Origin of the sequence: Halorubrum sp. CBA1229 (genome assembly GCF_003721435.2) — an archaeon.
GTDB lineage: Archaea > Halobacteriota > Halobacteria > Halobacteriales > Haloferacaceae > Halorubrum.
Genome location: NZ_CP054585.1, coordinates 2,790,300 through 2,809,007, shown reverse-complemented (window position 1 = coordinate 2,809,007; position 18,708 = coordinate 2,790,300). Strand labels below are relative to the sequence as shown.

The 18,708-nt window shown below is 63.4% G+C and carries 12 protein-coding genes, 1 tRNA gene and 3 rRNA genes; 6 read left to right on the top strand and 10 right to left on the bottom strand.

Translation table 11 applies throughout. The annotated features are described in order from the left end of the window. Window positions 1-58: 58 nt before the first annotated feature. Window positions 59-946, bottom strand: coding sequence for a DMT family transporter (locus tag Hrr1229_RS14165; protein ID WP_123112303.1), 888 nt, complete (start codon window positions 944-946; stop codon window positions 59-61). Between the two features lie 108 nt (window positions 947-1,054). Between Hrr1229_RS14165 and Hrr1229_RS14160 the strand changes: the two genes are divergently transcribed. After that, window positions 1,055-1,351 carry a hypothetical protein gene (locus Hrr1229_RS14160; protein WP_123112304.1) on the top strand — a complete coding sequence of 99 codons (297 nt, stop codon included), beginning with the start codon at window positions 1,055-1,057 and terminating at the stop codon, window positions 1,349-1,351. Window positions 1,352-1,378: 27 nt separating this feature from the next. On the opposite strand, the gene Hrr1229_RS14155 is transcribed toward Hrr1229_RS14160, so the two are convergent. From Hrr1229_RS14155 to Hrr1229_RS14135, 5 genes are all read right to left on the bottom strand, one after another. Continuing rightward, window positions 1,379-2,287, bottom strand: coding sequence for a hypothetical protein (locus Hrr1229_RS14155; RefSeq protein ID WP_123112305.1), 909 nt, complete (start codon window positions 2,285-2,287; stop codon window positions 1,379-1,381). Window positions 2,288-2,500: 213 nt separating this feature from the next. Beyond that, window positions 2,501-2,622, bottom strand: a 5S ribosomal RNA gene (gene rrf, locus Hrr1229_RS14150). Window positions 2,623-2,772: 150 nt separating this feature from the next. Then, window positions 2,773-5,689 (bottom strand): 23S ribosomal RNA (locus tag Hrr1229_RS14145). A gap of 263 nt (window positions 5,690-5,952) precedes the next feature. After that, a tRNA-Ala gene (locus Hrr1229_RS14140) sits at window positions 5,953-6,024 on the bottom strand. Between the two features lie 172 nt (window positions 6,025-6,196). Beyond that, window positions 6,197-7,666 (bottom strand): 16S ribosomal RNA (locus Hrr1229_RS14135). The 16S, 23S and 5S rRNA genes sit together here with 1 tRNA gene alongside, the layout of an rRNA operon. An 829-nt stretch (window positions 7,667-8,495) precedes the next feature. Between Hrr1229_RS14135 and Hrr1229_RS14130 the strand changes: the two genes are divergently transcribed. Beyond that, window positions 8,496-9,056 carry a TATA-box-binding protein gene (locus tag Hrr1229_RS14130; RefSeq protein WP_015910251.1) on the top strand — a complete coding sequence of 187 codons (561 nt, stop codon included), beginning with the start codon at window positions 8,496-8,498 and terminating at the stop codon, window positions 9,054-9,056. 115 nt (window positions 9,057-9,171) lie between these two features. On the opposite strand, the gene Hrr1229_RS14125 is transcribed toward Hrr1229_RS14130, so the two are convergent. After that, complete coding sequence (locus Hrr1229_RS14125; RefSeq protein WP_123112306.1) at window positions 9,172-10,374, bottom strand: orc1/cdc6 family replication initiation protein; 1,203 nt, start codon at window positions 10,372-10,374, stop codon at window positions 9,172-9,174. Window positions 10,375-11,045: 671 nt separating this feature from the next. After that, the gene (locus Hrr1229_RS14120) at window positions 11,046-12,152 is read right to left on the bottom strand and encodes a hypothetical protein (RefSeq protein WP_255212518.1); all 1,107 of its coding nucleotides are present in this window, start codon (window positions 12,150-12,152) and stop codon (window positions 11,046-11,048) included. A gap of 187 nt (window positions 12,153-12,339) precedes the next feature. Between Hrr1229_RS14120 and Hrr1229_RS14115 the strand changes: the two genes are divergently transcribed. Together Hrr1229_RS14115 and Hrr1229_RS14110 are read left to right on the top strand one after the other, a co-directional pair. Beyond that, a complete protein-coding gene (locus Hrr1229_RS14115; protein ID WP_123112308.1) occupies window positions 12,340-13,206 on the top strand; it encodes a hypothetical protein in 867 nt (288 codons plus the stop codon). Between the two features lie 107 nt (window positions 13,207-13,313). After that, window positions 13,314-13,541 carry a flagella cluster protein gene (locus Hrr1229_RS14110; protein ID WP_123112309.1) on the top strand — a complete coding sequence of 76 codons (228 nt, stop codon included), beginning with the start codon at window positions 13,314-13,316 and terminating at the stop codon, window positions 13,539-13,541. Window positions 13,542-13,545: 4 nt separating this feature from the next. Here Hrr1229_RS14110 and Hrr1229_RS14105 read toward each other — a convergent pair whose 3' ends face one another. Continuing rightward, a complete protein-coding gene (locus Hrr1229_RS14105; protein ID WP_255212517.1) occupies window positions 13,546-15,288 on the bottom strand; it encodes an MATE family efflux transporter in 1,743 nt (580 codons plus the stop codon). Between the two features lie 66 nt (window positions 15,289-15,354). Then, window positions 15,355-16,536 carry a mechanosensitive ion channel family protein gene (locus tag Hrr1229_RS14100; protein ID WP_255212516.1) on the bottom strand — a complete coding sequence of 394 codons (1,182 nt, stop codon included), beginning with the start codon at window positions 16,534-16,536 and terminating at the stop codon, window positions 15,355-15,357. A gap of 125 nt (window positions 16,537-16,661) precedes the next feature. Between Hrr1229_RS14100 and Hrr1229_RS14095 the strand changes: the two genes are divergently transcribed. Both Hrr1229_RS14095 and Hrr1229_RS14090 read left to right on the top strand, forming a co-directional pair. After that, entirely contained in the window at window positions 16,662-17,417 is a 756-nt protein-coding gene (locus Hrr1229_RS14095; protein WP_123112310.1) for a PAC2 family protein, read from the top strand. Between the two features lie 162 nt (window positions 17,418-17,579). After that, complete coding sequence (locus Hrr1229_RS14090; protein ID WP_123112311.1) at window positions 17,580-18,632, top strand: TrmB family transcriptional regulator; 1,053 nt, start codon at window positions 17,580-17,582, stop codon at window positions 18,630-18,632. The last annotated feature ends 76 nt before the right edge of the window (window positions 18,633-18,708 follow it).

The window sequence follows — 18,708 nt, the reverse complement described above, 5'->3', positions numbered from 1 at the left end:
GGGAACGCGTCGACGGCCGTATTTCAACGTTGACGCGCGAATATCGGCCGTGAGAACGTCAGCCGGTCGTCCCCGTCGACGTCAGCGCGATCCCGGCGAGGACGACGGCGCCGCCGACCAGCGTGACCGGCGTCGGCACTTCGGCCAGGACGAGGAACGCGAGCACCGTCGCGCCGACCGGTTCGCCCAGCAGCGACACGGACGCCACGCTCGACTCGACGTGCGCGAGCGCCCAGTTGAGGACAGTGTGCCCGAGCAGCCCCGGCCCGAGCGCGAGTCCGGCGAAGAGCGCCCACTCGCGAGACGGGTACCCCGTCAGCGGGTGGCCTTCCGCGAGGACGAGCAGAAAGAGCGAGACGGTACACACCCCGTAGACGACGACCACGTACGGAACGAGCGAGACGCGCTGCCGAAGCGCTCGCCCCGCGAGGACGTAGCCGGCCGCCGTCACCGCGCCGAACAGCGCCAGGCCGTTTCCGTAGAGCGGTCGGGGGCCGACGAGCACCCCGCCGAGGAGGTCGCCGAGGGACATCGCGACCATCCCCGCGATCGCGACCGCGATGCCGACGGCCATCCGGCGGGTCACTCGCTCCCTGAGGAGCACCCATGCGCCGAGCGCGACGAACACCGGCTGCGCCTGAACGAGCGTGACGCTCGCCGCGACGCTCGTCCACTCCAGGCTCTCGAACCACGCGGCGAAGTGGAGCGCGAGCGCGACACCGGACAGCGTCGCGAACGCGAGGTCGCGGCGCCCGATGCGGGCGAGGTCGGCTCGATACCGCCAGAGCGCGACCGGGAGAAGCGGCAGCGTCGTGAACAGCACCCGATAGAACGCGGCCACCGAACTCGGCGCCTCGCTGAGCCTGACGAGGATTGCCCCGGCGCTCACGGCGACGACCGCGGTCGCGAGAGCCGCGGCCGGTGAGACGCGCGGGTCGGTGGCCATCCCTCTGTCGAGGGGTTTTGGCGCCCGTGGCTTACCGGTTTCGGGACGGAGCGGCGTGCCCGGCGACGTCCCGACGGAGATTTGCGACTCCGGTCCGAACGTCGACGCATGTGCGCAGACACGTTCGGCGTGGGAGTCCATCTCACCGAGGAGGAGCTCCAGTTCGTCGTTCATGTCCCGTCGGACGTCGATTCCGGATGGACCGATCCCGAGGCGTTCCAGTCGCTCGTCGCCGAGACCGTCTGGGACCTGCTCGATCAGCAGACCGTTCTCGGCACCATCGCCGACCGATTCGAAGCGGGGGACACGGTCACGCTCGGCACGGTCACCCTCGATCCGGACGGTACCCTCGTCTCACACGACCTCGACGTTCCGAGCGGACTATCGAACGATCAGACGGAGTGACGCAGAGGAAACGACCGCGTCGGTGGTTCACCCGTCGTCGGTTTCGGCTCCACCGTCCGCGTCGGCTTCCGATCTACCGCCCGCATCGGTCTCGTCCGACGACGCGAGAGCGGCGCCGACAACCCACATCCGGTCGGGGTCGTACGCGGTGAGGTCGTACCGCGTCGGACCTACCGTCTCTCCCCACGTGTCGAGCACGCCGAGTCGCACGAGCCCAGATAATGCCGCGCCGAGCGTTCGCGGCGTCGTCTCCGGGTCGGAAAGAGCTGCGTGTACCTGTCGGGACTGCGGGTAGTTCCGCGTACAGCGCTCTACCCCCTCTCGCGCCTCCGCCCAGTGACGACGCACGTACCCGAACGTTGTCGGGTCGTCCCGCCGCAGTCGGTCCACGGTCTCCGCGACGGGGTGGTCGACGCGTTCCACGTCCTCAATCGGGTCGAACAGCGAACGGATTCCCGTAGCCACTTCGGGACCATACGAACACCCGACGACGATGTCGTCGACGCCGGACAGCTCTCGCAGTGACGCGATGAACGACCGGGTCGCAGAGACCCCTCGGTCTGTCACTACCGGGGTGATGTCGTCCACGATCATCGAAAGCGGTTCACCCGCCGCGTCGTCGACGTGCGTCGAGACGGCGTCCGTCACGCGATCAAGCGTTGCAGACGCGTCGAGCACCGTGTACGCGAGTCGCCCTCCCGGAACGACCTGCGTCGTCGCCGTCGCTCCGCGGGTGGTGTCGCCCGCGGAGACGATCGCCTCCCGAGCCGGTCCCGAGTTAGGCGAACTCCGCCACCCGCGTCGCCACTCCTCGATTCCGGTTCCGAACAGCACGGTGATTACGCGCCCCGACGATGCGCCGTCCCGGACCGGTGGCTGTCCCGTCGCGGACAGTCGCACAGAGACGTTGTGCATGGACTCCGTCGGAACAGCCATCTATACCATTAGGTTCAGCGACAAAATTGATAAACTTATGGGTGACCTTCTCAATATTGAAATTCGCTTCCGTCGCGCCGCGGTCGCTCAACGCGCTTACGGCTGACGAAAGAGTTGGGCTGTCGCTAGGTCGGCAATCGAATCCACCCGCAGTCCAACCGGACTGCAGGTGTGTGTGGAGCTATCGCTCCGAATGAATAATCAGTATGAGTGGGCAGGCGGCGAACCGCGGTTCCCAGAGGATCGCTCACTCCAGTACTTCCCGGTACGCTGGTGGGCTTAACTTCCGTGTTCGGAATGGGTACGGGTGTTCCCCCACCGCTCTGGCCGCCTTTACGCTGACGCTCGGACTCGAACCGAACCTCCCTACACGTCTGTGTAGCGAGACGCCTGTGTCAGTGGTCCCGATCTCCCGATCGGCCGACCGTGTATACGTGCGATCCAGTTACCGCCTGAACTCATGCGAGTGTGGTGTCAGTGCCGTATGATTGTGGCTTCGGTCTGTTAGTGCTCGTGGACTCAACACCTCGTTGCCTCGGTGCGTACATCCCGAGTCTATCGAACTCGTCTTCTACGAGTGACCTCAACGGTACTTCTTTTCCATGTGGGTTTCGAGCTTAGATGCGTTCAGCTCTTACCCCGTGTCGCGTGGCTACCCGGCAGTGCTCTCTCGAACAACCGGTACACCAGTGGCGACCAAACGTAGTTCCTCTCGTACTATACGTTCGTTCACGTCAAGTACCTTGACACCCCCAATAGATAGCAGCCGACCTGTCTCACGACGGTCTAAACCCAGCTCACGACCTCCTTTAATAGGCGAACAACCTCACCCTTGCCCGCTTCTGCACGGGCAGGATGGAGGGAACCGACATCGAGGTAGCAAGCCACCCGGTCGATATGTGCTCTTGCGGGTGACGACTCTGTTATCCCTAAGGTAGCTTTTCTGTCATCTACGGGCCCCATTCCGGAGCCTCGTAGGTTCGCTAGACCACGCTTTCGCGTCAGCGTCACTCGTTGGGAATGACACTGTCAGACCATCTTGTGCTCTTGCGCTCTTCGCCGGATTCCCGACCCGGCTGAGATGATCTTCGGGCGCGCTCGATATCTTTTCGAGCGCGTACCGCCCCAGTCAAACTGCCCGGCTACCGGTGTACTCCTCCCGGAGTGAGAGTCGCAGTCACCGACGGGTAGTATTTCAATGCTGACTCGGTGGCGTGCTGGCGCACGTACCTGTGTAATGTCTCCTACCTATGCTGCACATCGGCGACCACGTCTCAGCGACAGCCTGCAGTAAAGCTCTATAGGGTCTTCGCTTCCCCTTGGGGGTCTCCAGACTCCGCACTGGAACGTACAGTTCACCGGGTCCAACGTTGGGACAGTGGCGCTCTCGTTTATCCATTCATGCAAGCCGCTACTGAAGCGGCAAGGTACTACGCTACCTTAAGAGGGTCATAGTTACCCCCGCCGTTGACGGGTCCTTCGTCCTCTTGTACGAGGTGTTCAGATACCCGCACTGGGCAGGATTCAGTGACCGTACGAGTCCTTGCGGATTTGCGGTCACCTGTGTTGTTATTAGACAGTCGGAGCGCCCGAGTCACTGCGACCTGCTCCGTAGAGAGCAGGCATCCCTTCTTCCGAAGGTACGGGACTAACTTGCCGAATTCCCTAACGTCGGTTCTCCCGACAGGCCGTGGCTTTCGCTGCCAGAGCACCTGTGTCGGATCTCGGTACGGACATCGTGCTTGTCTTTTCACGGGCCCTATGTACGGCTGACTTGCGCTATCTCGCGCTTCGCTCGCTTCGTGCCGTGACGGCTTCCACGAGTTTCCACGATTCGACCGGGCGAAAGCCCGGCTCAGCGTTCCACACGGCGTCGACGTTTACTGCACGATGGCACTGGAATCTTAACCAGTTTCCCGTTGATGCAGTCGAGTTGCGGTGCATCTTAGGACCGGCTGACCCTCGGCTGAGTGGCAGTGCCGAGGAACCCTTGCTCATCAGGCCGTCGAGGTTCTCACCCGACTATCGCTGCTACTGTGACCAGGATTGTCGTTTCTGAACGGTCCACGCGAGCTCTCGCCCGAGCTTCCATCCGAACAGAACGCCAACCTACGCGGTCGCCCTGTCACGGGCGCGGCCAGGTCTCGGTGGTAGATTTGAGCCCCGATCATTTTGGGCGCCTCAAACCTCGGCCGGTAAGCTGTTACGCTTTTCTTAGAGGGTAGCTGCTTCTAAGCTCACCTCCCGGCTGTTTAGGGCTTGAGACCACCTTCGAATCGCACTTAATCTACACTTTGGGACCTTAACCCGGCTCTGGGTTGTTCCCCTCATGGTGCACAGGCTTACCCCGCACACCGGACTCCCTTCGTCTACAGCGCCTGCGGGTTTGGAGTTTGACAGGATGGCCGACTCCTCTCGGAGGCGGGTCATCCAATCGGTAGCTCTACCCCGCGGGCTACCTCGGAAGAGGTCATGCTTCGACATGTTTCGGTTGGAACCAGCTGTTGCCAGGCTCGATGGGCCTTTCACCCCTATGCGCAGATCACGAGAGGATATTGTAGAATACCACCTCTAACGGGCCTCCACGTGGCTTTCGCCACGCTTCACCCTGCCTGCGTATAGATCGCCTGGTTTCGGGTCGCACCCAATTGACTCCCCGCGCTTGAACACGGTGGCCCTCGCACGTATGTGCTGCGGCCGTATCGGTTTCCCTGCGCCTTCCTCGGTTCACGAGTTAGACTTGCCAATCAAGTGCACTCCCTGGGTCGTTTTTCAAAACGCACGACACGACGCCGGCTCGTCTCTCTTCCTACTAGAGAATCGCTTCTCGGTCGTTTTGAGAGACGCCTTGTACGCCCTGTCGCTCGATCGCCAGCTGATTTCAGGCCCTATTGCACCGCCCTTCTCGGGGTGCTTTTCAGCGTTCGCTCACGCTACTTGTTCGCTATCGGTCTCGAGGAGTGTTTAGCCTTCTCAGGGGATGCCTGAGTTGTTCACAGAGGATATCCGACCCCTGCTACTCTGGTATTGACGCCAACGGTACTGCACTCTCGTACGGGGTTGTCACCCTGTGTCACGCTCCGTTCCAGGAGACTTCTGAGAGTGGGTCGCGTTTTGGTTGTCAACCCGAACACCACATTGGTCCGAAGACCTTCGGTTTGGGCTGTGTCGCGGTCACTCGCGGTTACTAACGACATCGCTATTGCGTTCTTTTCCTTCCCTTACTGAGATGTTTCAATTCAGGGAGTTCCCTATTGCGCGTGGCAATTGTAAACGGATTCCGATTCGGAGATCTCATGTTCTTTCCCTCCATGCGGGTCCCATGAGCTTTTCGCAGCTTGGCACGTCCTTCGTCGGCTCTCGAGCCGAGCCATTCACCAGCTGGCACAGTAGCCAGTAGTGTGTTGGACGGTTCCGTAAGGAACCTCCAACGGTGTCAAGTGACGTAGTGTCACCCGACTGTATATGGTTCACTGACGTTCCACGAACTCGTATGAGTTCAGTGGACGTCTGGATCGCACGTATACACGGTCGTCATCGAATCGCCCTGGCGGGGCGTTCGTCGAACCCTTCCCATCCGCGGTTTCCCGGGATGGTGCATCGGTCGTCGTAACCCAACGGAATCGCGTCGCCCACTTAAGGGGACGGATTCGCGCTGGGGGACATGGACTCACTGGGATTCGAACCCAGGGCATCCTCCTTGCAAGGGAGGCACTCTACCGCTGAGCTATGAGCCCACCTTCCCGTGAGGGAAGGGGTGGTCTGCGCGTGTGTGTGTGTAGTGTGAGCCGTGGTAGTTCGTCGGTGTCCAGGGCGGTGGGTGATCGGACACGTGACCGTGCATGAATAGTGACCGTCTCGAGAGACGGTCGAAAGGTGAGCTCCCGCGGAGCGGGAGTCTCGGGTCTGTGGAGGTGATCCAGCCGCAGATTCCCCTACGGCTACCTTGTTACGACTTAAGCCCCCTTGCGAAGCCCAGATTCGACTCGTGTAACGAGCCTCATCCGGACCTCACTCGGGTGCTTTGACGGGCGGTGTGTGCAAGGAGCAGGGACGTATTCACCGCGCGCTTATGACACGCGATTACTACCGAATCCAGCTTCATGTGGGCGAGTTGCAGCCCACAATCCGAACTACGATCGAGTTTCTGAGATTACCGTCTCCTTTCGGAGTAGGAACCCTTTGTCTCGACCATTGTAGCCCGCGTGTTGCCCAGCACATTCGGGGCATACTGACCTACCGTTGCCCGTTCCTTCCTCCGTGTTGGCCACGGCGGTCTCCCTACTGTCCCCAGCCACTTCGCAGTGCTGCTGGCAAGTAAGGATGCGGGTCTCGCTCGTTGCCTGACTTAACAGGACGCCTCACGGTACGAGCTGACGGCGGCCATGCACCTCCTCTCTGAAACTCGGATAAGGTCATCAACCTGATCGTCATTATTACAGTCGATGCTGGTGAGATGTCCGGCGTTGAGTCCAATTAAACCGCAGGCTCCTCCGGTTGTAGTGCTCCCCCGCCAATTCCTTTAAGTTTCATCCTTGCGGACGTACTTCCCAGGCGGCCTGCTTAGCGGCTTCCCTACGGCACAGCACCCACTCGTAGTGGGAGCCACACCTAGCAGGCATTGTTTACGGCTAGGACTACCCGGGTATCTAATCCGGTTCGAGACCCTAGCTTTCGTCCCTCACTGTCGGATCCGTCTTCGCGACGTGCTTTCGCCATCGGCGGTCCGTCCAGGATTACGGGATTTCACTCCTACCCCGGACGTACCCGTCGCGCCTTCCGGTCCCAAGCCACACAGTTTCTACCGGACGCCCACCCGTTGAGCGGGTGGATTTTCCGATAGACTTGTGCGGCCAGCTACGGACGCTTTAGGCCCAATAAGATCGGCCATCACTCGGGCTGCCGGTATTACCGCGGCGGCTGGCACCGGTCTTGCCCAGCCCTTATTCGTCCACCTCCCTACGGTGGACAAAAGCGTAGGCTCTATGCCTACGCACTTGGGATTCCCTTATCGCACTGTCGTGCAGTGTAAAGGTTTCGCGCCTGCTGCGCCCCGTAGGGCCCGGAATCTTGTCTCAGATTCCGTCTCCGGGTTCTCACTCTCATGACCCGTACCGATTATTGGCACGGTGGGCCGTTACCCCACCGTCTACCTAATCGGCCGCAGCCACATCCTTCGGCGCCGGAGCGTTTGGCACAGTCCTCATTCCAGGTGGACTGTGGTATCTACTATTAGCCTCAGTTTCCCGAGGGTATTGTAGTCCGAAGGGTAGTTTGGCCACGTGTTACTGAGCTATTCGCCACGAGTCTGAACTCGTGCGACTAGCATGGCTAAATCGAATCCCAATAGCAATGGCCTCCGGCAGGATCAACCGGAATGTATAACCTCCGAACCTGGTTCCCGGCTCGGAGGGGGTGTTGGCGGGTTTTGACTCGCGGTGAGTCAAAACACCATTGCATGGTCTATATGGTGTCCGAGTCACCCAGCGACCTGGATGACACCGAACTACCATGGCTCACATCAGATTTCCTCTTACGCCGGAGCGCAGGGGGCGAAATCCTCATATCGGTGAGTCGGACGAGCCGACTCTGCGAAACCGGGCCGAATTGAACGGCCCGAATCCGCGGTGCGTTCTTCGCGTTTCAACCGAACGGGCTTATACACTTAAGCACGTCGGAACGCTTCGACCGGCCGCGGTGCGGCCGACCGTTGTCCCCCGCGCCGGGGGACCTTCGCATTCATCACGAACCCCGGCTTGTACTTAACCCCGTCGAACTATCGCCGCCACGTCATGCGGTTTCTTGGTGAACGGTTGCCACGGGGAGTCGCGAGCGAAGAGCGCTCGTGACGCCCTCGACGAAAGACCGTTCGGGCGAGTGGGCAACCCCGATCCGGGCAAAGACATACGAAAGTTGTCACTGAATGAGCCGAGAAAACGGCAACCGAATCACGAAGGAGATTCGGCCCCGCAAGTACCGAACGTCGGATATCATCGCGTGCGTACGAGAATACGAGATGAGCGGAGAGGATGAACTGAGTGAAGACGGATGCAGAGGAGAGCTGGGTGCGAGTAGAGACGGGGGCGGAGAAGCTGTGCTACGCGAGCGAAGAAAGATGCGAAACGCGCGTACCGAAACACGCCGCGAGCGAGTGGTCGTTTATACCACGGGCGTTTATAAGGGAGGGGGACACATATAAAAGCGAACGATGACGAACCCTGCTGATTCGATCGAGATCCAGAACGTCGTTGCATCAACCGGGATCGGCCAAGAGCTCGATTTGGAAGCACTCGCGGAGGACCTCCCGGGTGCCGATTTTAACCCGGACAACTTCCCCGGACTCGTCTACCGGACGCAGGAGCCCAAGGCCGCCGCACTGATCTTCCGGTCTGGGAAGATCGTCTGCACGGGCGCAAAAAGTATCGACGACGTCCACGAGGCCCTCGGGATCATCTTCGAGAAGCTCCGCGGACTCCAGATACCCGTCGAGGAGGACCCGGAAATAACGGTGCAGAACATCGTGTCGAGCGCCGACCTCGGTCACAACCTCAACCTCAACGCACTGGCGATCGGGCTCGGGTTGGAGGACGTCGAGTACGAGCCGGAGCAGTTCCCCGGACTCGTCTACCGGATGGACGAGCCGGAGGTCGTCATCCTGCTGTTCGGCAGCGGGAAGATCGTCATCACCGGCGGGAAACGCACAGACGACGCCGAGGAGGCCGTCGAGGAGATCGTCGAACGGATCGAGGGACTCGGGTTGCTCGGCTAGGCGGTCACTCGATCGGATCGGCTCGGCTCGATCGGTTGCGAGACGTCGCAACACCGACGTGCGGTACCGTCCGGTCGACGAACGTCGGAGCGACGAGTTCGCGTGCCAGTGACGGTTACGCGGCGCTGTCCTCAGTCAGTACGTCTTTAACGACGCTCGGGTCCTCCAGCAGTTGGTGTTTCGTGTAACTGCCTTCGGCGCTCCCGCCGCTGTGTTTCGACTGCTCGATGATATCGAGGAAGGCGTGCTCCTTGAGGAGGTCGCGGACGCGGCGAAGCGAGAGGCTGTCAGAGCCTTCCTGTCGACAGATGTTCTCGTAGATCTCGTACACGCGACTGGTTCTGAAGCCGTCTTGGCGTCCGTTCGAGAGCGACAGCAGCGCGAGCGCCTGGAGGACGTACCGAGAGTGGGGCGTCGAGCCGCGGATGAGCTCGCGGAAGCGGTCCGTCTCGGCGCGCTGACGCGCCTGCGTGACGAATCCCTCCCGGACGGTCGGTTCGTCGTTGCCCTGTGCGATCTCGCCGGCGTATCTGAGGATGTCGATCGCCTTCCGTGCGTCTCCGTGCTCTCGTGCCGCGAGCGCCGCGGCGCGCGGAATGGTAGACGGTTCGAGGACGTCGTCGTGGAACGCGTCCGCCCGCGCCTGCATGATCTCTCTGAGCTGGTTCGCGTCGTACGGCGGGAACACGAATTCGCGTTCACAGAGGCTGGATTTGACCCGCTCGTCCATGCGGTCTTTGTACTGGATCTTGTTGCTGATCCCGACGACGCCGAGCTTGCAGTCGGTGATCTTCCCGGCCTCGCCCGCCCGGGAGAGCTGCATCAGGATTGCGTCGTCGTCGAGCTTGTCGATTTCGTCGAGGATGATGAGCACGACGTCGTACCGCTGGTCGAGGATGCGCCAGAGCCGCTTGTAGTACGTCGACGTCGAGAGGCCCTTGTCAGGGACGTTGATCCCGGTCACGTCCGGATCATTCACGCCGTCGGCGATCGTCTGCACGGCTTGCGTTTCGGTCGTGTCCTGTGCGCAGTCGACGTACGCGAAGGTGGCGTTGACGCCCTCCTCGCCGGCGGTCGAGACGAGTCGTTTCGAGACGTACTTCGCACAGAGAGACTTTCCAGTCCCGGTCTTCCCGTAGATGAGCACGTTGCTCGGACTCTGTCCGAAGATCGCCGGGTTGACCGCGTTCGCGAGGTCGGAAATCTCGTCGTCCCGGCCGACGATCCGACCCTCTCCGGGGAGATGACTGATTTCGAGGAGCTCCTTGTTCGCGAATATCGGGTCCTCCCGAGTGAAGAGGTCGTCCGCTGCGTCCATGGGATCGACACCGGGTTTCCGGTGAAATGCGTTCCGTTTCGGACGCGTGGCGGAGGGGTTGATTGAGACACACACCGGGTTTCCGGTGAAATAGGTGTGGGTGGGGTGGGTGGTGGGTCGGCAGTAGGGTGGTGGGTCGGCAGTAGGGTGGGTGATAGGGTAGTCGGATGATGGAGTGATCGAGGGATTTAGCATCGGATTTCGGTTGCAGGGGATGGCTTGTCACCCCGAACTATGGAGGCGAGATCTGGAGGTAAGATAGAGAGGGAGATACCGATAACAGAGAATTACCGAAGGTCGAACGACGAAACGGACTCTCATCGGCTCTCAAATTCACCGGAAACCCGGTGTCCCGATGTGCAGCTACTAGTGTCCGACAGGGAACGGCTCAGTTGCTCCCATTTCCGATGAAAATCTCTCCACTATCGGGAGAGAAGTCTCTCCACGATACGAGCTAATGGAATATACTCAAAACTAGTTTATAATTCTTTATAGAATAGACTGGCCAGATCGTTGTTCGTTTGACACTCAATCCGGGCTCCCCGTCTCAACGACACCCACCACTCTCACCCATTTCACCGGAAACCCGGTGTGTCACCCTCTTCTTAACCTCTACCGAGAGCGTCTCCACCCGTCTCAGCCCGCCCCGAACTTGAGTCGGCTCACAGCGCTCACGGGTCGGGGGAATCCACGGCGTCCGACTCCGCCGATTCAGAAACTCTCGGATCGAGATCGCGGTGGAGTAGCGCGAGATCGCCATCGATCCCACCGAGCGTCGAGACCTCGTAGGCGATGCGGTACGAGCTCGTGACGACCCTGACGGGCAGGACAAGCGCGATCAGGGACGCGACGGCGACGATGACTACAACGGCAAGCGCCGCCGTACCGGCCGTGGTCCCGACCAGCGCGCCGAGACCCCCCAGCGCGGCAGCCACGGCGAGAAGTACGAGGCCGGCGACTGTGCCTACGAGAGCGAACGCAAGGACGGCCGCGATCCCCTCGACCACCGACAGCCCGACCGAGACGATCACGTGAACGACGAGATAGACCACGAACTCCGTCCATCTCGTCCGCAACGTCCTCCAGAACCGACGCCACCCGCCGAGTACCCCCGTCTCTTCGACGACTATTGTCGGGACGACGAACTCGTAGGTAAAACGGAGCGCGAGTGCGGCGATCGCGACGAACGCGGCCCCAACGAAGCCGAGAACGATGACCGGTCCGGTCGCCAGCGATCCGATCGATCCGGCGACCGAATCGATCGGACCAACGCCGATCGGCGCGTTCGCGGCGCTAGCGACGAGGACCGCGAGCGCGAGGGGGGCCATCGCCCCGGCGCTGAGAACCGCGGTGAATAGAAAGAGGCCGAGCGACTGGCGAAGTCGCGAGCGGAACGGCTGCCGTATCCGTACCTCGTTCGTCCGGAGAGCGTCGTAAAAGACCAGTCGTAGCGACAGCGAGACCACCGAAAATGCGGCAACCAAGAGAACGATCCCGACGGCGAGGACCGCGAGTACCCCGGGATCGATCGTCTCCACTAGTTGACCGGGAGTGACAGATCTCGGGTCGATCCCCGCAGAGCCCAGATCGGCTCCTGTAGAGACCGATCCGGTTTCCCCGGGGGAGATCACGCCCGCATCGGAGACGGCGGAGACGGACGCGTTCGCGCTCGCGGCGCCGCCACCACCCATCAGGAGCACGAGGAAGCCGAGCTTCGTCCAGCGGACGAGGCTGAACGGGAACAGGAACCGGCGCGTGGCGTCGACCGCGTCGTCCACGGCGTCGACGGCGTGCCAACTCATGTCCGGCGATTCTCGCGGATTATTTATAAAGCATTCTGCAGTCGGGGGCGCTCGTCGACTCCCGCTCGCCGGCTCTGCTCTCGACTCCGCTCGCCATCTCCGCTCGCCATCTCCGCTCGCAACGACCGCAGCCCTTTACGCCGGTCGGTGCGAGACACCGAACATGAAGGTCCGCGGCGAACGGGAGTGTCGAGAGTGCGAGACCCGATGGTCGTACTACGAGACGGGACGCGTCGAATGCCCGGGCTGCGGGAGCCTCCGGAGCGTCGGCGTCGACGACCGCACGGCCCACACCGACGCGCCCGCCTCGCTCGACCTCAGCGCCTACCGCACTCAGTTCGGGGAAGCGCGCGGGACGCTTCCCGTGGACGGCGTCGACGAACTCAAAACTGACCTCCGCGAGTACGTCCGCAAACGCGGGTTCATTCGCGGCGGGGAGCTGCTCCCGCTCGACGGCACGTACCTCGCGGCACGGGAGCTGCTGGAGGCGGTCGACTGCTACGACCGACTCCGAGATCCCGCGGATCCGGACCGCGAGTACCTCCTCAATCTGCTGGCCGGTGCCGACGATGGCGACCGTCCCGCGACCGGAGACGTCCCCGAACGCCTCCGCGAAGCGCGCGGAATGGCGGCGGCGCGCGCGGTCGACGAGTACCGGAGCGACCTCCTCGCCTTCCTCGACGAGCTCGCCGAGGGAATCGAGAACGACATCGAGGCTGACACGCCGGCAAGCGTCGACTTCGACACCCCAACGGTCGCCGACTCCGACATCCCAACGGTCGCCGACTCCGACACACCGACAGTCTCCGTCGACGGCGGAGATCCCGGCTCACGGATCGACCCGACCAAGGAGCTCCTGGAACGGCTTCGCGACCGAGCGAAACGAGTCGAGGCACTCAACGGCGATGTCCCCGCGGCCGACGCCGACGCGCTCGTCGACGTCGCAGACGCACTCGGCGAGTACGTACGAACCGGCAGCGATGCGGCGATCGAGCGAGCCCGGGCGCGACTGGCCGACCGAGACGCCTGAAGCGACTCGCGTGCGCGTGTCTGTCGAGCGTCGACCTGAGCCCGAATCGGAATCAGCCGTGATACTCGCGGGATCAGATTCAATTCCCGCGTCACCGACGTGCGCCCATGCCGCGATTCGACGTCCACGACCACCGTCACGCGTTGAAACAGCTCAAAGACACGGGCTCAACGGGTCTCTGGGAGAACCGGAAAGACATCTCGTGTCCGGTCTGTGACGCACCGTTCGACCGGCTGTTCACCACGCGGGAGTCGGGAACGACGTTCCCCGAGAGCGACGGCGCTCGTTTCTGTCTCCTCCGCGACGAGGACGCGATCCATCTCTTCCGGCACTGACCGCTCAGTCGCCAGCGACCGGATCGATGTCGGGTTCCGCCTCGTCGATGTACCGCTCGGTCCACGTTCCCCGAGCGAACCACGCGACGCCGATGATCGCACCGAGAATGTTGCCGAGCGCCATACCGACCCAGACCCCCGTCTCGCCCCAGCCGGCGATGAACACCAGATAGCCCACGCTGGCGACGCGACCGACCCAGAGAGTGAGTATCGAGATCACCATCGCCGTCTTCGTGTTGCCGGCCCCGCGGAACGCGCCGAGTATCACCTGCGAGACGCCGATAAAGGCGAACTCCACCGATCGAATCCGGACGTACTCGACCGCGTGACCGATCGTCGCGGGCGCGTCAGGCACGTCGCCGAGGAACGCGCCGACGATCGGCTCCGTGAACGTCACCGCGACGACGGCGACGAGGAACATCACGCCCGCCCCGGTCCCGGCCGCCAGCTTGACCGACCGCGCGGCGCGGTCCGCCCGGTCCGCACCGAGGTTCTGTCCCACCATCGTGTCGATCGCGCGCCCGAGTCCCATCGCGGGCAGGAAGACGAGCGAGATGAGCCGGTTCCCGAGCCCGTACGCCGCCACCACCGGCGGCGAGAACGTGACGACCATCGCCGTGAGCGTGATCATCGCGAGCGCGCTCGTCGTCTGCTCGACGCTGGACGGGAGTCCCAGGTGGAAGATGTCGCGGATGAACCCCACGTCGGGCTTGAGGTGACCCACCGTCACCGCCGGACCGAGACCGGTGCCGAACAGCAGCCAGAGGCCGATGGCGGTGGCGACCCCCCGAGAGAGGATCGTCGCCAGCGCGGCCCCCTCGATTCCGTACCCGGTGAAGCCGATGGCCGCGAACAGCGAGCTCTCCAGTGTCACCGGATCGAGAGCGCCGAGGACCGGGATCCCGGCGAGCCACTCGAACAGCGGGTTGTCCGCGAACCCGAAAATGAAGAACGGGTCGAGGAAGACGTTCAGAACAACGGAGACGAGCATCACCGCCATCGGCGTCCGGGTGTCGCCGTAGCCGCGCATCAGCGCGGAGAAGACGAAGAAGCCGAACATCAGCGGGATGCCGGCGAAGATGACTTCCATGTAGTCGGCCGCGAGGGGAATCACCGTCGCCGCCGTGGCGGGATCGCTCGGGAGGAGCTCCAGGGCCGGGCGGGTGTAGAAGTACCCCGCGACGCCGATGAGCACCGACAGCACGGAGACGGTGAAAATCGTCTGTCCCGCGACCATCCCCGCCGACCGGTCGCCGTCCGCGCCGGTGTACTGCGCCACGAGAATGGCGCCCGCGGTGGTGAACCCGCCCGCCACGGCGATAAGCAGGAAGATCAGCGGGAACGCGAGGCTGATCGCCCCTACCGCCTCCGCCGACAGTCGGCCGAGGTAGAGCGTGTCGACGACGTTGTACGTCACTTGCAGCAGCTGAATGACGACGATGGGCCACGCGAGTTGGAACAGCGGTCGCACCAGACTCCCCTCGGTGATCGACTCCTCGGGGACGCGGTCGTCTCCATCGCCACCATCGCCACTATTGCCACCGGATCCACCATCGCCACCGGTTCCACCATCGCCACCGGATCCATTATCGCCACCGGATCCATTATCGCCACCGGATCCATCATCGCTACCGGATCCATCGTCACTGAGGGCAGTATCACCCCCGTCACCGACGTCGTCATGCGAACCGTCACCGCCGTCATCCAGAGGAGTAGCTGTCCGATCTTCGGAGGGCTCGTCGCTCACTATCTTATAAATGGTACCTCCGTCAATCAGAGTTCCGGTTCCGGCGGGCTACGTGTCCCGGTCGTCTCAGCGCTCGTCGCGGCTGGTCGCGGTATCACCAGCCATATCGTCGCCAGTCGCGTCGTCGCCAGTCGCGTCATGATCAGATCCATCATTACCAGTCGCGTCGTCGCTCTTCGAACTCTCATCTGTCGACGATCTGTCGTCGGATTGTCGACCGGCTCGCGTTTCGTCGCCGGTGGGTTTGTCGCCCGCGCGCTCGCCCTCCGGGCGGCCGTCGTCCGGACCGCCGACCCGCGCGACGCCGGAGGTGTCGTCGAAGACGAGGTGGCGATGCGGGTAGGCCATCTCGACGTCGGCGTCCGTGAGCCGCTCGCGGATCCGCGTGTTCACGTCCGACTGGACCTTCGCGAGCTTGTACGGTTTCTTCACCCAGTAGCGGAGGCGGAGGAGCACGCCGTCGTCGCCGAACTCGTGGATGCGGCAGTCCGGGCTGGCGGTGTAGCGCGCGACGCCGACCCGGATGTCCGGGCCGCCGTTGATCACTGCGTCGCAGTCGCGGGCAGCGCGCTCGATCAGCTGTCGACCCTCGGAGATGTCACTCTCGTAGGTGACGAGCACGTCGATGGTCCGCCGCGTCCGCTCGTCTTCCGCCGAGAAGTTGGTCACGTCCCGCTCGCGCATGGCCCCGTTCGGAACGACGAGGAAGGTGTTATCGAGCGTGAAGATCTTGGTGTACCGGATCGTGATGTCCTCGACAAACCCGGTGGTCCCGTTCTCCAGTTCGATCATGTCGCCGATCTCGAACGGCTGGTCCGCGAGGATGAACACGCCGTTGATGAAGTTCCCGACGATCGGTGCGAGGATGATACCGATCACGGCGGAGAACACCGCCGTCCCGACGAGTAGGTCGGTGAACTGGAACCCGGCGGCGCTGAGCCCGAACAGTAGCGCGATGAGGATCGTCCCGACCCGGACCCCACGGACGATCGTCTGCGCGACGCTCTGCCTCGACACCCGCCGCGCCACCGGACGCCCGATGAGCCGGACGAGGAACTTCGAGACGAGCACTCCCAGCCCCACCGAGAGGAGCACCAACAGCAGTCGCGACCCGGGGAGCGACGCCAGCCGCGAGACGGCGTTCGCCACCGGATCGAGGACCTGCGCCAGCGCCGGATCGAGGACCTGCGCCAGCGCCGGATCGAAGAGCGTCCCCGAGATCGGCGCCGCGCCCGCGGGCTGTGCCATAGCCAACTCGCTATCGCCCACCCGAAAAAGGGTTTCTCCCCGAGGACGGGGGCAACGGGGAGGTCGGTGAACGCGCGAACGAGGCCTGAGTAACCACTATCACCCGTCCGAGCGAACTCGACAGTATGGCCCGCACACCGCCCACCGAACCGTCCTTCAGCGTCGCGCACGATTCCGCCCCGAGCGACGTCCTCGTCGCCGGATTCTCCTCGTTCGGCCTCGCCGGACTGACCGCCGTGGACTACGTGGTCGACGACCTCGGGCTCGAGGAGACCGGCCACATTCGGATCGAGGGGCTGCCCTCGATCACCCCGTTCGCGAAGGGACGACCGCGTCACCCGATCCGACTCTACTCCGCGGACGACGTCGACATCACCGTCCTCGTGGCCGAACAGTTCGTCCCGCCCGCGCTCGGGGAGCCGCTCTCGTCGTCGATCCTCGACTGGACGGAGGGCGCCGGCGTCTCCGAGATCGCGGTGCTGTCGGGGGTGCCGATCCCGCACGGCCCCGACGCTCACCGGACCTTCTACGTCGCGACGGACGACTACCGCGAGGCTCGGCTCGCGACAGAGAGGGACGGAGAGGAGGCAATCCCCCCGATGGAGGCCGGCTTCCTGGACGGAGCGAACGCGGCGCTGCTCGAACGGGGAATGGGCTCGCCGCTCGGTGTCGGGGTGTTCATCACGCCGGTCCACGCGCAGGCCCCGGACGTGGAGGCCGCGGTGCGGCTCGTGGATACGGTGAACGGGACCTACGACCTCGGGATCGACTCCGAGCCGCTGGCGTCGTTCGCCGCCGAGGTCCGCAAACACTACGAAGGGCTCGCCGAGCGGATAGAGGAGGACGAGCCGGACGGCGCCTACGATCGGATGTACATGTGACGGCCCACGCGAATCGACTTACGTACATGTACTATCGCTTCGAACCAAATACCTATCACAGCGACGCTGGTCGACGGATCGTCTCAGGGGATCTGACTCTGAAAACGCGTGCAACTCGACTCATAGTAAAAACCTATATCCGAGGGACGTATCGTCACCAGCATGACCGACGATCTCCGCGACACCCTCGATCACGTCGGGGACCGGTTCAACCTCGGCGAGTACGAGATCGACGCCTACCTCGCGGTGCTGGAACACGGCGAACTGACGGCGAGCGACATCGCCGACCGGACGGACATCCCGCAGCCGCGCGTGTACGACACGGTCCGAAGCCTCTCGGACCGCGGGCTCGTGGAGCTGCGCGAGTCGCGGCCGATGAAGATCGTCGCCGTCGACCCGGACGACGCGTTCGGCGACCTCCGGTCGTCGTTCGCCGAGATGGTCGACGAGCTGGAGGCGCGCTACACCGCGCCGACGCGGGAGACCGAGGCCGTGTCGCTAGTGAAGTCGCGCTCGACGATCCTCCGGTACCTGGAGGAGGTCATCGGCGGCGCCGAGTACGAGCTCGCCGTCTCGCTGACCCCCGGCCTGCTCCGTCGGTTCCGCGACGACCTCGCGGCGAAGGTGGCCGAGGGCGTCAGCGTCGAGCTCCTCGTCACGCCCGCGTCGAAGGCGCCGGACCCGGACGAGTTCGACTACCTCGAAGTCTCGACCATCGCCCGGGCACGCCGCGGAATCACCACGCCCATCCTCGCGGTCGCCGACGGGGAGTACTCCGTCTACGCCACGCAGGACGCCCTCCGTGACGACCGCGAGCGCTACGGGGTCATCTTCAACCGGTCCGCGCTCGGCTTCCTCGTCTCCGGCTTCTTCGGCACCGTGCTGTGGACGACCGCGGAGACGCTCGCCACTAACGGGGCGGATCGACCGTTCCCGCGCCGCTACGCGTCGATCCGCCGAGCCGTCAAGGACGTCAAGGAGTTCGGCGAGGACGACTTCTACGCCGCCGTCGAGGGACGGGACATCGAGACCGGCGAGGAGGTGACCGTCCGCGGCCGCGTCGTCGATCTCGCGTTCGAGGAGTCCGAGGAGGTCGCCTCGCTGATGGTCGAGACGGCGTCTGGGCGCGTCGAGATCGGCGGGCGGGTCGCCGCCCTCGAGGACGTCGAGGGACAAGAGATCGTCATCGGTCGCGACGAGCCGCCGGCGCTGTAGGCCGACCCACCGGTTCAATTTAAATATCCGATCGCGCAGCCGCCGCGATTTATTAGTCGGGGCGCTGCCCGTTCCG